Genomic DNA, 14,085 nt, shown 5'->3' on the forward strand with positions numbered 1-14,085 from the left:
TTCTCACCCCACACAGGAGACCTCCCATGACTCGAGTCATCTATGCCCGCAGCGTCCACGACGAGCGCGAGATCGAGGCCTGCCTCGAAGTGCTGCGCGGCGGCCCGTACGCCATGAAGATCGGCAAGAACGTCGCCGAGATGGAGAGTCGTGTCGCCGACCTCTACGGCAAGAAGCTGGGCTTGATGTGCAACTCGGGATCGTCCGCGCTCTATCTCGCTCTTGAACTGCTCGACCTGCCGAAGGGCGCGGAGGTCATCACCTCGCCGTTGACGTTCTCCACCGACGTGTCGCCGATCGTGCGCGGCGGATGGATCCCGGTCTTCGTCGACGTCGAACCCGACACCTACAACGTCGACGTGTCGAAGATCGAGGAGTTGATCACTCCGCGGACCGGCGCGATCCTGGTGCCCAACCTCGCCGGGAACGCCCCAGACTGGGATGCGATCCGCGCACTCGCCGACAAGCACGGCCTCAAGGTGATCGAAGACTCGTGCGACTGCATCGGCACCACGCTGCGCGGCACCAAGACGGGCTCGCGTTCGGACATCACGGTCACGAGCTTCGCGATGGCGCACATCATCACGTGTGCGGGCAACGGCGGCATGGTCTGCCTGGACGACGAGAAGCTCCGCGACAAGGGGCTCATGCTCCGCCGATGGGGTCGTCGCAGTGAGCCGCACCTGTTCGGCTCGGCCGGCGAAGGACGCGTCTTCCGGGAGGAACTCGACGGCGTCGACTACGACAACGACTTCATCTTCGACGTCCTGCCGTGGAACTTCGAACCGTCCGAGCTGGGCGCCGCGTTCGGGCTGGTGCAACTGAGCAAGCTCGACACCAACTACGCGCGTCGCGCCGAGATCTTCGAAGCGTTCTCCGAAGCCTTCGGCGCCTACCCGGAACTGTTCCGGCTGCCGCGTCAGCTCGACGGCTTTCACACCGCGTGGCTCTGCTACCCGATCACCATCCGCGAGGACGCGGGCTTCGCCCGTTCGGACCTGCAGGAGTCGTTGGAGTCGGCGGGCATCGACACGCGAACCGTGTGGAGCGGCAACGTCACCCGACACCCGATGATGCGGAACGTCGAATACCACATCCCCGAGGGCGGCCTCCCCAACGCCGACGAGGTGTTCGAGCGCGGCATGTCGCTCGGCATGAGCCACGGTATGAGCGACGAGGAACTCGATCACGTGGTCGCGAGCATTCATGCTTTCGCCGCTCCTCGGGTCCAGGCCCGTGTCTGACGTGGTCGTATTCCGTCACGCGGTGGTGACCGGGGGAGCGAGCGGGATCGGCGCGGCGGTCGTCTCCCGACTCCGAGACCGGGGTCTGGCCGTGACGGTCTTCGATCGGGCCGATCCGTCGGACCCGCAGGATGGCGTTCAGTACCTGTCCGTGGACGTCACCGATCGAGCCGCGGTCGAGTCGGCGATGGCGGCGTGCTCCGCAGGTCAGCCGACACCTGACGTGCTGGTCACCAGCCACGGGATCCGGGGAGAGTTCCTGCCTGCAGTCGATCTCGACCCGGACACGTTCCGTCGGGTGTTCGACGTTCACGTCACCGGAACTCTCCTCGTCGCGACCGCATTCGCGCGGCCACTGCTCGCGGCCAGGCGACCGGGTGCGATCGTCACGCTGTCGTCGACGACCGCCTACGGCGGCTGGGCGAAGCAGGCCGACTACGGAACCGCAAAAGCGGCCGTCGAGCAGCTCAGTCGCAACCTCGCGATCGAGTGGGCCCCGCACATCCGGGTCAACAGCGTCGCACCCGGTCACACCCTGACCCCGATGGTCCAGGAGATGATCGACCAGGGATACGACGTGTCCGAGGTCGAAGCCCGAAGTCCCCTCGGCCGGCTGTGTCGTCCGGAAGAGATGGCGCGCAGCATCGAGCATCTGGCGCTCGACGCGACCTTCGTGACCGGAGTGGCGATGCCGGTCGACGGCGGGTGGACGGCTGTCGGACGATGACGCCGTCCGGTACTCGAGCTGTCGGGGACCTCGTTGTGCCTGCCGTCGGCTTCGGCGCGATGACGATCACCCAGGTCCCCGGCTTCGATGTCGAGCAGGGGCGGCGGACCGTCCACACTGCGCTGGACGTCGGGATGCGATTCTTCGACACCGCCGATGTGTACGGACCGGCAGGCGCGGAGGCCGGCGTGAACGAGCTAGCGCTCGCCGACGCGTTGCGTACGTGGTCCGGTTCCACCGACGACGTTGTGGTCGCCACCAAAGGCGGGCACCTGCGGTTCACCGACGACACCTGGTGGATCGACGGCGGCCACCGCCACCTTCGTGAGGCGTGCATCGCATCCGTCCGGCGGCTGGGCCTGGACCCGTTGCCGCTGTACCTCCATCATCGGCCCGATCCGCAGTTGCCGTACGAGGAGTCGATGCTCGCGATGCGAGCCCTTTGGGACGAGGGACTGGTGCGACGAGTCGGGATCTCGAACGCGAACCCCGCGCAGATCGCGGTGGCGAGCCAGATCCTCGGCGATGCACTCGTCGCCGTCGAGAACGAATACTCCCCCGGATTCCGGTCGTCCGAGCCGGAGGTGGCCGAGTGCGAACGTCGTGGCCTTGCCTTCCTGTCGTGGGGCCCGTTCGGCGGAATGCGCCGTGCCAAATCCATGGGTGATCAAGGTTCGCCTTTCGAGACTGTCGCGCGCCGACACGGGGTGAGTGTCCACCGAGTGGCGCTCGCCTGGCAGCTCCACCGCTCGTCGGCGGTGATTCCCATCCCGGGCGCGTCCCGGCCGGAGTCGGTCATCGACTCGTTCGGCGCACTCGACTTGCCACTGTCCGCCGACGACATGGTGTTGCTCGACGGTCCGCCACCAGAGAAAGAGAACTGACCATGACCACGAATCCCATGAGCGAATTCCAATCATCAACGTCGACCGACGAGACAGTGCACGACCAGCACGGACAGGTGAGGCGCGTCGTCATGTCGAGTCTTCTCGGCACCGTCATCGAGTACTACGACTTCCTGCTGTACAGCACGATGGCGGCCCTCGTTTTCGGTCGGCTGTACTTTCCGTCGTCGAACGGGGCGGTGTCGACGATCGCCGCATTCGGCACTCTCGCGGCAGGTTACGTGGCACGACCCCTCGGGGGAATCCTGTTCGGACACTTCGGGGACCGGCTCGGCCGCAAGTCGATGTTGATCCTGTCGATGTCGTTGATGGGTGGGGCGAGCTTCCTCATCGGCGTGCTCCCGACCTTTCACACGATCGGAATCGCGGCGCCGATCCTGCTCGTCGTCCTTCGACTCGTGCAAGGCGTTGCGGTGGGCGGCGAATGGGGCGGTGCTGCGCTCATGGTCATCGAGCACGCCGAACCGGACAAGCGCGGCAGACTCGCCGGCATCATGCAGATGGGGTCACCGCTCGGTTCCCTCGCTTCCACGGTCGCCGTCCTGGCGGTGACCGCGTTGCCGGACGAGAGCTTCACGCTCTGGGGGTGGCGAATCCCGTTCCTGATCAGCGCGATCCTCCTCGCGATCGGTCTCTACGTGCGGCTGAGCGTGGTGGAGAGCCCAGTGTTCGCGCAGGCTGTGGAGGAGGCGTCGGCGGTCAAGAGCCAGAGGATTCCTGCGCTGCAAGTCCTCCGCCGGCCCCGAGCCCTGATCCTGGCGACCGCCGTCGGCATCGGACCGTTTGTCATGACCGCGTTGATCAGCTCGCACATCCTCGCGTACGGGCCCGCTGTCGGATACGACAAGTCGGATGTGGTCCGGACTCTGCTGTTCACCTCGTTCACGGCGTTGGTCTGCATTCCGCTCTTCTCTGCACTGTCGGATCGTCTCGGCAGGCGCACGGTCAGCCTGGCCGGAGCCGTCGGCGCGATCGTCTTCGCGTTCCCGCTCTATGCGATGGTCGGGAGCGGTTCGGTCTTCGTCTTGACCATCGGTCTGATGATCGCGATGGTCATGCAGAACGCCCTGTACGCGCCGCTCGCGCCGATGCTGTCGGAGATGTTCGGAACGGGTGTCCGGTACACGGGCGTGTCGATGGGTTACCAGATGGCCAGCCTCCTCGGCGCAGGCTTCACTCCGATGATCGCGGCGTGGCTGGTGGACCTGAACGACGACTCCAGCATTCCGTTGAGCCTGCTGATGGTCGCGGGCGCCGCGATCACCATCGCCGGCATCTCGCAGCTTCGGGAATCGCGCGGTCGCGACCTCACCTCCGAGATCTCGTCGACGTCGGTCTGACCTAAGGACCGGCGAGACTGCACCAGGCGCGGGCTTCGTCTTGGTGATTGTCTCAGCGACAAACGAGAGTCGGCACGTAGATGATTGTTGAGGAATGTCCGGCATCGCGTGCTTGACGGTCGCTCTGTGATTGGGGTCAACCCGTCGAGTTTAATCAACTGGCATCGATCCGGTAATGGTTTCGGGCCCTACGGAAGATGGCTTACATCCCTGCTTTCATAGGGCCTTTAGTCCCTTCGTGGTTGATTTCAAGTGCTACGAGGCACTTTAGCTTTCGGCTGCGACCAAATCGGGCAGAGCAGAGCCCGGTTTCTCTACTCACATCGCATGTGTAAAGCTCGGAGATAGGGGGAAATGTCGGTATCGGACGTTTGACTCCTTGTTATATGCGCGTGTTTGGTTGACGACGGTGGGGACGCCCTCCTTCATTCCATTCTTCAAGAAAGAGAGCACTTGCAATGCATATAAGAACGGGCGATGATTCCGTTACTCTCAGCAGGAAGCGCAGACTCCGAATTGGCGGCGTCGTAGCTCTGGGGCTGGCCGCCGCACTGGTTGCCCCGAGCTCCCATGCGGCGGAGGCCTCGGCGGCCGTAGCGTCAACGTCGCATGCTGCTGTCGATCAGTCCTCTGCGCACGTGGTGTCGGCGGCCCTCCAGAGCAAGGCGCCAACCGTCGGAAACGCAGTCGTCGCAGCGAGGGTTGCGTCAAAGCCGAGCTATTCGACGAGTAACGATCGTGTGCAGCAGGTGGCCGACGCGGAAGCCCAACGCAGCGCGGCGATTGGGGCGGCGATCGGCGCGAGCGCGGGCGCAGCTGTTGCGGGTGCTGTCGGCTGGCTTCCCGGAGCAGTCGTCGGCGGCTTCGTCACAGGCGTCGGGATCGGGGTAACTGCTGGTATCACCGGAGCAGTGATCGGCACTGCGGTCGGTGCAGCTCTTGGTTGTGTTGTCGGACTTCCGTACATCATTGTCGGTTGCGCTGTCGGAATGCCCATCGGTGCGGCTCTGGGCGGAGTGATCGGCGGCGCGGCGGGCGCCTTCATCGGTGGTGCTTACGGTGCCGTCGCGGGTGGCGTCGTCAGTGGCCTTCCTACCGGCGTGGTGGTTGCACCCATCGGTGCACTCGTCGGTGGAGCCATCGGTGCTGGACTAGGACTGTGGTTCGGCCAGACATGGGGGCGCGGCGAAGGTATGGACCGAGTCAGCAACGCGAAGTCGGCTGAGGCAGTGCGCAACGCGACTGCCTCGTCGGCCAATACGCAGCGAAACCCTGCTTCTGCTGTGGCGCCGACCGGTTCGCAGAGCAGCCAGGAGCAGGCGATTGCCTCTCGTGTCGAGGAGGCCGCCGACGTTGTCGGAGCTGACCTGCAAGCCGCTTCTGTGCAGCTCGAACGATCAATCGGCAGCGTTGCGAGGCAGGCACAAGCCGGGTTGAGCACTGTGCTCGACACCGTGAAGTAGGCAGTAGCGCCCAGGCGGCAACCCAATCCCGGACTGACTGCAGCGGCCCGGGATTGGGAGTCGCGGAACAGACAACTTCCCCGTATACCGAGCGAGAAATCCAGAATGGTTCCCCATAAAAGCCCGCAAACGAGCCGTGCTCTCACCGCGGCCGCGATAGTCGCCGTCGTAGTACCTCTCGGCGCGTGTTCCGGTCCTCCAGAATCATCGTCCACCGGACCGGGCTCCGCCGTCACCTCCGTCCACGACGTGCCGCCAGGGTACGTTCGCGCAGAACAAGCAGGGCTGCTGATCAAGATCCCCGAGCGGTGGACGCCGCTCAACGTACACGACGCAATGGCAGATCCGGATTCGGTAGCGCCTGAAGTGAAGAGACTGGCTTCGGAGCGCAACCTCACGATTGAGCAATACGTATCGCTGCTTCAGGGTGCGGACCTGGTGCTCTTCGGCCCCACTCAAAAAGAGGAAACGGCCACAGTCAACATCGTCACCGACGTGCGGTTGAAGTCCTTGCCGACGCCGGAGAAGGTCCGTCAAGAGCTCGTCGCGATCGGGGCTCCGACACCCCGCGCCGGCGTCACCACCACAAAGCTCCTGGGTCGTGCTATCTGGTCTTCAGTCTCCATCACCCCTACATCGCCGTCTGCCCTGTTCATTCTGACGGCGATCGGTCCGAACGGGCTGGTCACACTGACGGCATCGAGTCCGTCCATTGCGGAAGCGAAACGATGCGTCATGAGAATCACATCTCAGATGATCAGTTGGACGAAACCTTGAGGTGATGAGCGTGTGAAGAATTGGCGTGAGCATCGTTCAATTGGCGGTCGAAAGAATGGACACCTCCGGATCGTGTCAGCGTGTGAGGAGATCTCGAATGCCGGACGTGTGAGGAAGGTGTGTTCGGAACCATGACTGAACCTTGCGTAGGCGATGGCCGCGGGTCTCTCCGTTCAAAGACCCATCTTCTCTCCACAAGCGATCGGTACCCCTCCGTGGTCCTCCATGGACTTGAGGATGACGCGTCCGACGAGGTTGAAGCAGCTCTCCGCAGTCGAGGGATTCTGAAGTTCAGTCGCTTGGTCAGCATCGACGAGGCTCTGACCGTTGCGGAAGGCGAAGTGAATGTTGCGATTGTTTATGCGCCTGGGTCCAGAGGGGGTGCACTGGAGATCTGTCAAGGTCTTATCGCCAAAGACTTTCATTGCCTACTCTTGATTCGAGAGATCGATCCCCAGCTCGTGTTCCAGGCAATCGAGATCGGGGTTCACTCTATTGATCAGTCTTCGCTGCCGCAGGCATACGTCAAAGCGCGGCTCGACTCCATAATTCGCCGACGACAGATGATCGGGCCTCAAGTCGTGACAGCTCTGATGGAAGAGATTCAACGACGCGGGCAGCGGGCATTCCTCACTCGTGGTCTCTCGACGAGGGAAGTGGAAGTCGTCGAGCTGGTTGGTTTAGGTCTCTCGAATGGGGAGATCGGAGCTCGACTCGGTATCACGACCAGTGCAGTCAACCGAATGGTTACCGGAATCCGACACACATTGGAACTGTCCAGCCGAGACGATCTCATTCGGCGTGCACACGAGATGTGGCGGAGCCCTCGCTGAGGCAGGCCCCTTCCGGCCGTAACAACCGCTGATGTTTCAGTCTCTATGCGTCTCGAAACCGCGTTCAGCGAGAGCGTCGAGAACAGCCACGTCGCCGCGGTACGGCTCGTCGTCACGCGGCCAGTGGACGATGATGTCGGAGAAGCCGATGTGGGCTGCGCGGCCGGCCATCTCGTCGAATCGGCCGACTGACTCCAGCACGGACGCCGGTGCGCTCGCCAGATTCAGATAGGTGTCGATCGTTCGCCCGGTGGCGGCCGCGGTGTCGGAGGCGAGTGCGTGGTTGGAAGCGACTGCCGCGAACCAGTCGTCGAGACTGTCGGTCGACGGTCCGGTCGTCAACCAGGCATCGCCAGTCCTGGCCGCGAACCGAACCGACCGTGGCCCGTTACCCGCGAGGATCAGCGGCACGCGGGAGCGGACCTCCCCTCCGACCAGGCGCATGTCGCGTGCCGAGTAGTAGTCGCCGTCGGCGTCCACGTGGTCTTCCCGCAGGGTGCGGTCGAGCAGGAGTGTGAACTCCTGGAATCGGTCGACCTTCTGCTTCGGCGTCAGCGGTGCTTGGCCGAGCAGACCGTCGTCCGGAGTCCCGCCCGCGCCTAGGCCGAGCAGCAGTCGTCCGTCGGAGATGTCCACCATCGTCTGGACCTCGCGCGAGGTGCTCACCGGGTGACGGAAGTTCGGGGAGATCACGTACGTTCCGAGCTTGATGCGGTCGGTCACGCTTGCCGCCGCGGCGAGCGTCGGCGTGCAGGAGAACCATCGCGCGTCGGGCAGCCCGCCCCACACCAGGTGGTCGTACGTCCACGCATGGTGCAAGCCCATCTCCTCGGCTCGCTGCCACAACGGACGCGCATCGCGCCACGGCATGTCGGGGAGGATGCATATCCCGTATCGCATGGTGTCGAGACTAGCGCTGTCGGCAGGCTCGACACGAGATCACGCGCTACGCATCCCCCGATAGACGGCCGCTCCGATGAACGCCCCGAGATCGTGCGGGGTCATCGAGTGGTCGGAGTCCGAACCGAGAAGTGTTCGGACTGCGCCTTCTCCCGACGAGACCCAGAACTCGACGAGAGCGGAGAGCTTCCGTTCCGCATCGTCGGTTCCCCACGCGTCGAGCGTCGGGGCGAGCAACTGTCGGCACCGTTCGACAACGATCGCTCGGCCGCGGCCGAACAACTCGGTGACCTCAGCATCGGGATTGCCGTAGAGGAGTCTCCACGCCTGAGGTCGAGCGGCGACGGCCGCCAGTAGAGCCTGAAAACCCTCGATGAACACCGCTTCGGTGGCGTCGACCGCTCGTGCGCGCAGGATCCCCGGAAGTGCTTCGCCGAGGTACCGCTCTTCTCGATCGATCAGCGCCGCGAGGATCTCTGATCGACTCGAGAAACACGCATAGACAACCGGTCGAGTGACATCGAGCGACGATGCGATTGACGCGATCGTGACCGATGAGATTCCGTCCTCGTTCGCGATCTGCAAAGCCGCGTCGAGAATCTGGGGCCGGCGCCGATCAGGACCGAGGTGCTCGGCCCGGTTGCGCGAGCCGCCGCGGGTTCGACTCGACGTCACGCTCACCTCCGGTGCGACCTGACTCCTCCAACGATCTGCGGTCGAACACTACGCGACGGGAACGCCGTTCTCGGGTGCGGGTCCGCGCGAGGATCGGTAGATCTCCCGGGCGTGTGCGACGGTCGGCGTTGCTGCGCTGTCGGGCGAGGGAGATGACAGATGCTGCGCGTACAGCGCACCGGTCATCGGGCCGATCGCACGTCGGACCAGGCGACTCGTCAATTGGGGGTCGCGACGGAGCAGGCCTACCGCGGCGCGGACTGCCGGAGGATAGGCGGCGTCGACGATTGCGGAATGGTCGAATCCGCCGACCGTGCGCATCCATTTGGGGAGTGTCGCGATGGCGGCAGGCGCGACGATCCGGCTGCTCGCCCACACACGGGGACCCCGATCGATAGGTGTGTGGAGGAGATAGTGCATGCCCCGATGCGCACGTTCGGAGACGCAGAGTCCGGACCGAACCGCCTCGAAGTACTCTCGCACCTCGTCGCGATTGGTGGGGACGTCAGACGGGCGGCAGGTCTGCAGTTCGGCGGCGATCACACAGTCGGCCCAGTATCGCTCCTCTTCTTCTGCCGTGAGTCTGCCCGGCCCGTACATCTCGTAGCACTTGAGAACCGAGTGCCAGCCGGTCACGTGGATCCAGAGCTGTGAGTCGGGGTTGTTGGCGCTGTACCGGCGCCCTGTGATCGGATCGACTCCGGTCGACTGGGCGTGGACCTTGAGGAGATGGTCGGATGCGGTCACCGCCATTCTGCTGTCGCCGACGGCGACCACCAGAAAGTAGGCGAACGTGTGGTCCAGGCGCCCATACGGGTCCGTGTAGATCCCGCCGACGTCGGCGACGGATGCTGTCAGCGCCGGGTCGAAGTGCTCCAACGTGACCGCTCGCTGGAATCCGATGAGCGCAGTGGGGGACGTCCACACCTTCCAGGTGGGGGAGTCGGGACCGAAGAAGCCGTTGTCGACCTTTCGGAGGGGCATGGTCGGTGTGTCGAAGGCCGGCCGGTCGATGTGTGTGGTCATGTCTGCTCCAGTCGATTCAAGGGTTCATTGTGTAGGCGCCGGCGAGTTCCCTGGCCTGTCCCAGCACCCGCCCGGTCCGGTCGTCGTCGGCGATCGGGCGGCGGATGAGTTCGAGCGCTCTGCGCTGCTGGGCAGGAGTAGACGTAGGCTTGCCGTTCAAGGTCACCGCGTGGCGAGAGAAGTCGCGTACCAGCAGATCAAAGAGGTGATCCAGCACATCACGATCTGTTCCCAGGAGCCGAGCCTGCTCAAGGATCAACTGCGCATATGGGATCAACGTGAACAGCTCACCGAGCGCGAAGAGGAAATCGACATCGCTGCGCTGATCGGACGTCGGCGCGGCCGCGGCGAGCAGCGACTGGAATGTCAGTGCTTGGTCGAGGAATACTGCGACGTTCGGAATCTCCGAGAACTGCTCGAAGACCGGACGCCAATCAGGAAACACGATGTTGCCGAGACCCGAGCTCGGGCCCTGGTTGAACAGGAAGGTGTCATCGGCCGCGTCCCGGCGTTTTGGCACATCGGTGGTGGGTATGCGCGCGACCTCCTTCCGAAGGCGAGGGACGGCGGTTGCGGCGTGCCGACCCGCCCAGCGAAGTGCCCCGGCGACAGACGAAGTCGGTATCGCCGACGGAAGGCGGCCCAACGCCGCGAGCCCGATGTCGGAAGGATCGAACATGTATCCGGGCATGAACTTGAGGGCGAGGGCCATGTTCACGTGAACTGTTCCCTCGAGACGTGGCAACCCGAACATGGCCGTCAGCCCGACTGGGAAGTACATGTCGTTCTCGAATCCGCGCGCGGCGATGACATCAGCGATGTCCTCGTAGAGTCGTTGTCCGTTTCGAGTCACCGACATCTTCTCGATGGCACTCACCAGCAGGTACCGACGGTCGTCTCGATGCGCGGAGCGCATGTAGTCGATGGCGCGTTCGCTGTACAGCTTCATCCCGGCGAGGCGGGCGTAACTGTCCGCCACCAGACCCCGGACCTGCGGGAACTCAGTGACTCGGTGTCCGAACAGCACGCGCGAATCGGCGTGGGTGAGTGCCTCGTACATTGCGTGTTCGCACGCGCCGATTGCGCCGAATCCGAGATTGAACTTCCCGACGTTGACTGTGTTCATCGCCGCGTCGAAAGCCGCCCGACCGGTGTGGAGGATGTCGGCATCGTCGACGGGATAGTCCTCGAGGTCGAACGCGGCTACGTACATCTGCGAGTCGACGACGTTCTTGCGCAACTTGTACTCGTCGGCCCGAGAGTCCGCGGCGAAGAACATGTAACCGGAATACTCGGCATCCGACAGTCGTCGGTCGGTGCTCGACGAGTCGATGATCGATGCATCTGAGCGGCGACCGAATACCGAGACCATTGCCGCGCGGTTGCCGTTGCCGATGTAGTACTTGCCGCCTGTCGCGGTGAATCCGGCTCCGTTCGGTCGCGGCTCGAGGAGCATGTCTGTGGAGTACACGTCCGCGCCGTGCGCCCGCTCGGACAATCCGAAAGCGAAGATCTCGCCCTGCTCGAGAAGGATCGCAGCCCGTCGGCGTGCTTCCGTGTTCGTGCTCTGCCAGATCGGCATGAGTCCTAGGACGGTGACTTGCCAGACGTACCAATACTGCATTCCGTAGAAGCCGAGGACCTGACTCAGACGTGCGTTGCGTGCCGTGTCCCACCGCTTGTCCGGGTCGCCGTCCGCGAACTCGGCAGGCGTGAGGAATGTGGCGAACAGACGCTCTCTCTTCACGAAATCGAGGAAGTCCTGGTACCAGATCCGATCTCTGTTCTCAGCCAGCAGACGCTGCTTTCCCAGCGTTTCGAAGTAGTCGACGGTTGCGCCGAGCATGCGGCGGGTTGTGGCGTCGAACTCAGTGAATTCGCAGGTGCGGGGGTTGAAAATGTCCACGTCGCCCAATCTCATCGTAGTTCCTACGAATGTGTAGGAATCATTTCCTACGCGACTGTAGCATTGAGATCTGGAAATTTCAGTTGCCGACGGCTCGGAAATTCTGTACAAACGTACATGTACAAACGTACAGAATTGGAGGAGACGATGGCGAAGCACGATCCGCAGGCGCGACGTCAAGCGATCATCGAGGCCGCCGCCGACCTGATCGCCGAAGTGGGGCCGGGCAAATTGACTCATCGACTGGTGGCTGCCCGCGCCGAGGTTCCGTTGGGGTCGACGACGGCGTACTTCACCTCCATCGACGACCTCCGCCAGGCGGCCCTGGCCTTTCACGTCGAAGACATCGATCGCACCTTGAAACAGATCGGCGACGAGTTCGTCGCCGACCCGGCGGGTGCTCCGGATCGACTCGTCGACTATCTGTTCGACTACCTCTCAGATCAGCGGAGCGTCGCGTCTGCCGCCGCGCTCAACTCGACGGCCACATTCGACCCGCAGGTCCGTGAGCTGGCCCGACGGTGGACCGACGGCATGATCGAAGCGCTCGCCGAACACATCGGCCGCGACAACGCGCTCGCTGTCGCGATCATCTCCGACGGCGCGTGCGTGCACGCCGCCATCCGCGGTGCCCCCGTCTCCAAAGCCGACCTGCAACGAGCCTTTGCGCCCTTCCTGAATCACCCTGAGGACACCTGATGACCGACATCACGACACCACCAGCCCGACCGCCCATCTCGACCCGCCGCGCATGGGCGGCGACGATCACGCTCTCCATGAGCCTGCTCGTCATCACCATGGACATGACGATCCTCAACATCGCGCTGCCGACCATGTCGCGCGAACTGCAGCCGTCCGGAGAGCAACTCCTCTGGATCGTGGACGTGTACTCGCTCGTCCTCGCGGGACTCCTGGTCGCGTCGAGCGCCGTCGCCGACCGCTGGGGACGCAAACGACTCCTGCTGACCGGCTACACGATCTTCGCGCTGGCGTCACTGATGGTGTTGTTCGCTGACTCGCCCGGCGCGGTCATCGCGATCCGCGCGATGCTCGGCATCGGTGGCGCCATGATCATGCCGACGACGTTGTCGCTGATCAGAACGATTTTCACCGACACCAAGCAGCGCGCGATGGCGCTCGCGCTATGGTCGGCGATCGCTGGTCTCGGTGCGGCCATCGGCCCCCTCGTCGGCGGTGTTCTGCTCGAGAACCTCTCGTGGCATTCGGCGTTCCTCGTCAACGTTCCGCTGATGGTCCTGGCCATCATCGCCGGCGTGCTTCTACTCCCGGAGTCGGTGTCCGACAAGCCGGGCGCCTGGGACTGGCCGACCATCGGTCTGTCGTTCAGCGGCATGATCGCGCTGATGTGGTCGATCAAGAAATTCGGCAAGGAATCGAGTCTCGCCGTTCCGTCTGCGTGGATCGTCTTCGTCTTCGCCGTGGTCGCATTGACGGTCTTCGTCCGACGCAGCCTGCGGCAGGACGATCCGATGCTCGACGTCGGACTGTTCCGCAGCCGTCCGTTCACCGGCGGCATCGCTGGTGCGCTCGGGTCGATGTTCGCGATGGCCGCGGCTCTGCTGCTGCTGGCTCAGTGGCTGCAGAGTGTGGAGGGCAGCTCGCCCATCTCCACCGGCGTCAAGCTGATCCCGCTCGCGCTCGCCGCAGCAGGCGCATCGCTCATCGCTCCGAAGCTGGCGAGCATGATCGGTCCGCGAGCTGTCCTCGCCGGAGCCATCGGCCTGTCCGGGCTCGGCATGATCATGATCTACCTCATCCCAGGCGAATTGACGTACGCGTCGATCGTGGTCGCGTTGTGCCTGGTGGGCGCGGGTATCGGTTCATTGGCCGTCGGTTCCGTCCTCATCATGTCGGGTAGTCCTGAGCACCGAGCGGGGAACGCCGCGGCGATGGAGGAGACCTCGTACGAGGTTGGAAGCGTCCTCGGCGTCGCGATCCTCGGCAGCGTCGCGTCCGTCATGTACCGCGCCGACCTCGACTCGTCGGGAGAACTCGCCAAGCTGCCCGGTGAGTTGGCGGGTCCGGCACGTGAATCGATCGGCGCAGCCGTCGACATCGCGAACACCGTGGGACTGCCTGACGTCGCGGAGGCGGCGGGGGAGGCGTTCACCGAATCGATGCAAGTCACCAGCCTGGTAGGCGGCCTGATCATGCTCGGCGTTGCGCTGACGGTCTGGTTCGTCGTTCCGCGCGGAACCACCTTGGATGCCGACGCCGGTCACTGACCGCTGTCTAACCGCGACCGCTCAGCGGATCGACCCCGCTCTG

Annotated in this window: 13 protein-coding genes; 9 read left to right on the forward strand and 4 right to left on the reverse strand. The window is 64.0% G+C overall.

Annotated elements, in window-relative coordinates; all coding sequences use genetic code 11:
* Window positions 1-26 precede the first annotated feature (26 nt).
* From JVX90_RS18715 to JVX90_RS18745, 7 genes are all read left to right on the forward strand, one after another.
* Complete coding sequence (locus tag JVX90_RS18715) at window positions 27-1,244, forward strand: DegT/DnrJ/EryC1/StrS family aminotransferase (RefSeq protein WP_205330155.1); 1,218 nt, start codon at window positions 27-29, stop codon at window positions 1,242-1,244.
* Window positions 1,237-1,971, forward strand: a complete 735-nt coding sequence (locus tag JVX90_RS18720) for an SDR family oxidoreductase (protein WP_240193962.1) — start codon at window positions 1,237-1,239, stop codon at window positions 1,969-1,971. The genes JVX90_RS18715 and JVX90_RS18720 overlap by 8 nt, the downstream gene beginning before the upstream one ends.
* Window positions 1,968-2,855 carry an aldo/keto reductase gene (locus JVX90_RS18725; protein WP_205330156.1) on the forward strand — a complete coding sequence of 296 codons (888 nt, stop codon included), beginning with the start codon at window positions 1,968-1,970 and terminating at the stop codon, window positions 2,853-2,855. Before JVX90_RS18720 ends, JVX90_RS18725 begins: the two co-directional genes overlap by 4 nt.
* A gap of 17 nt (window positions 2,856-2,872) precedes the next feature.
* Window positions 2,873-4,216, forward strand: a complete 1,344-nt coding sequence (locus tag JVX90_RS18730) for an MFS transporter (RefSeq protein WP_205332499.1) — start codon at window positions 2,873-2,875, stop codon at window positions 4,214-4,216.
* Between the two features lie 749 nt (window positions 4,217-4,965).
* Window positions 4,966-5,679, forward strand: coding sequence for a hypothetical protein (locus JVX90_RS18735; RefSeq protein ID WP_205330157.1), 714 nt, complete (start codon window positions 4,966-4,968; stop codon window positions 5,677-5,679).
* 249 nt (window positions 5,680-5,928) lie between these two features.
* Window positions 5,929-6,456 carry a hypothetical protein gene (locus JVX90_RS18740; RefSeq protein WP_205330158.1) on the forward strand — a complete coding sequence of 176 codons (528 nt, stop codon included), beginning with the start codon at window positions 5,929-5,931 and terminating at the stop codon, window positions 6,454-6,456.
* 299 nt (window positions 6,457-6,755) lie between these two features.
* Window positions 6,756-7,289 (forward strand): LuxR C-terminal-related transcriptional regulator, encoded by a 534-nt coding sequence (locus JVX90_RS18745; RefSeq protein ID WP_205330159.1) that lies wholly within the window; start codon window positions 6,756-6,758, stop codon window positions 7,287-7,289.
* Window positions 7,290-7,325: 36 nt separating this feature from the next.
* Here the strand turns inward: JVX90_RS18745 and JVX90_RS18750 are convergent, their stop codons facing one another.
* From JVX90_RS18750 to JVX90_RS18765, 4 genes are read right to left on the reverse strand one after another with little or no spacing between them, the layout of a single operon-like run.
* Window positions 7,326-8,189 carry an LLM class flavin-dependent oxidoreductase gene (locus tag JVX90_RS18750; protein ID WP_205330160.1) on the reverse strand — a complete coding sequence of 288 codons (864 nt, stop codon included), beginning with the start codon at window positions 8,187-8,189 and terminating at the stop codon, window positions 7,326-7,328.
* A 39-nt stretch (window positions 8,190-8,228) separates the two neighbouring features.
* Window positions 8,229-8,870, reverse strand: a complete 642-nt coding sequence (locus tag JVX90_RS18755) for a TetR/AcrR family transcriptional regulator (protein ID WP_240193963.1) — start codon at window positions 8,868-8,870, stop codon at window positions 8,229-8,231.
* A gap of 42 nt (window positions 8,871-8,912) precedes the next feature.
* The gene (locus JVX90_RS18760) at window positions 8,913-9,890 is read right to left on the reverse strand and encodes an oxygenase MpaB family protein (protein WP_205330161.1); all 978 of its coding nucleotides are present in this window, start codon (window positions 9,888-9,890) and stop codon (window positions 8,913-8,915) included.
* Between the two features lie 16 nt (window positions 9,891-9,906).
* On the reverse strand, window positions 9,907-11,811 hold the full coding sequence (locus JVX90_RS18765; RefSeq protein ID WP_205330162.1) for an acyl-CoA dehydrogenase family protein: 1,905 nt from the start codon (window positions 11,809-11,811) through the stop codon (window positions 9,907-9,909).
* A 132-nt stretch (window positions 11,812-11,943) separates the two neighbouring features.
* Between JVX90_RS18765 and JVX90_RS18770 the strand changes: the two genes are divergently transcribed.
* Window positions 11,944-12,495, forward strand: a complete 552-nt coding sequence (locus tag JVX90_RS18770; protein ID WP_240193964.1) for a TetR family transcriptional regulator — start codon at window positions 11,944-11,946, stop codon at window positions 12,493-12,495.
* Window positions 12,495-14,042 (forward strand): MFS transporter, encoded by a 1,548-nt coding sequence (locus JVX90_RS18775; protein ID WP_205330164.1) that lies wholly within the window; start codon window positions 12,495-12,497, stop codon window positions 14,040-14,042. The genes JVX90_RS18770 and JVX90_RS18775 overlap by 1 nt, the downstream gene beginning before the upstream one ends.
* Window positions 14,043-14,085 lie beyond the last annotated feature (43 nt).

This window comes from Gordonia sp. PDNC005 (assembly GCF_016919385.1).
Classification (GTDB): domain Bacteria; phylum Actinomycetota; class Actinomycetes; order Mycobacteriales; family Mycobacteriaceae; genus Gordonia.

Bases quoted from the DNA above. Each gene is read 5' to 3' on its own strand.
- JVX90_RS18715 (WP_205330155.1), top strand. From the start codon at position 27: ATGACTCGAGTCATCTATGCCCGCAGCGTCCACGACGAGCGCGAGATC.
- JVX90_RS18725 (WP_205330156.1), top strand. From the start codon at position 1,968: ATGACGCCGTCCGGTACTCGAGCTGTCGGGGACCTCGTTGTGCCTGCC.
- JVX90_RS18730 (WP_205332499.1), top strand. From the start codon at position 2,873: ATGAGCGAATTCCAATCATCAACGTCGACCGACGAGACAGTGCACGAC.
- JVX90_RS18750 (WP_205330160.1), bottom strand. From the start codon at position 8,189: ATGCGATACGGGATATGCATCCTCCCCGACATGCCGTGGCGCGATGCG.
- JVX90_RS18760 (WP_205330161.1), bottom strand. From the start codon at position 9,890: ATGACCACACACATCGACCGGCCGGCCTTCGACACACCGACCATGCCC.
- JVX90_RS18765 (WP_205330162.1), bottom strand. From the start codon at position 11,811: ATGAGATTGGGCGACGTGGACATTTTCAACCCCCGCACCTGCGAATTC.
- JVX90_RS18770 (WP_240193964.1), top strand. From the start codon at position 11,944: ATGGCGAAGCACGATCCGCAGGCGCGACGTCAAGCGATCATCGAGGCC.
- JVX90_RS18775 (WP_205330164.1), top strand. From the start codon at position 12,495: ATGACCGACATCACGACACCACCAGCCCGACCGCCCATCTCGACCCGC.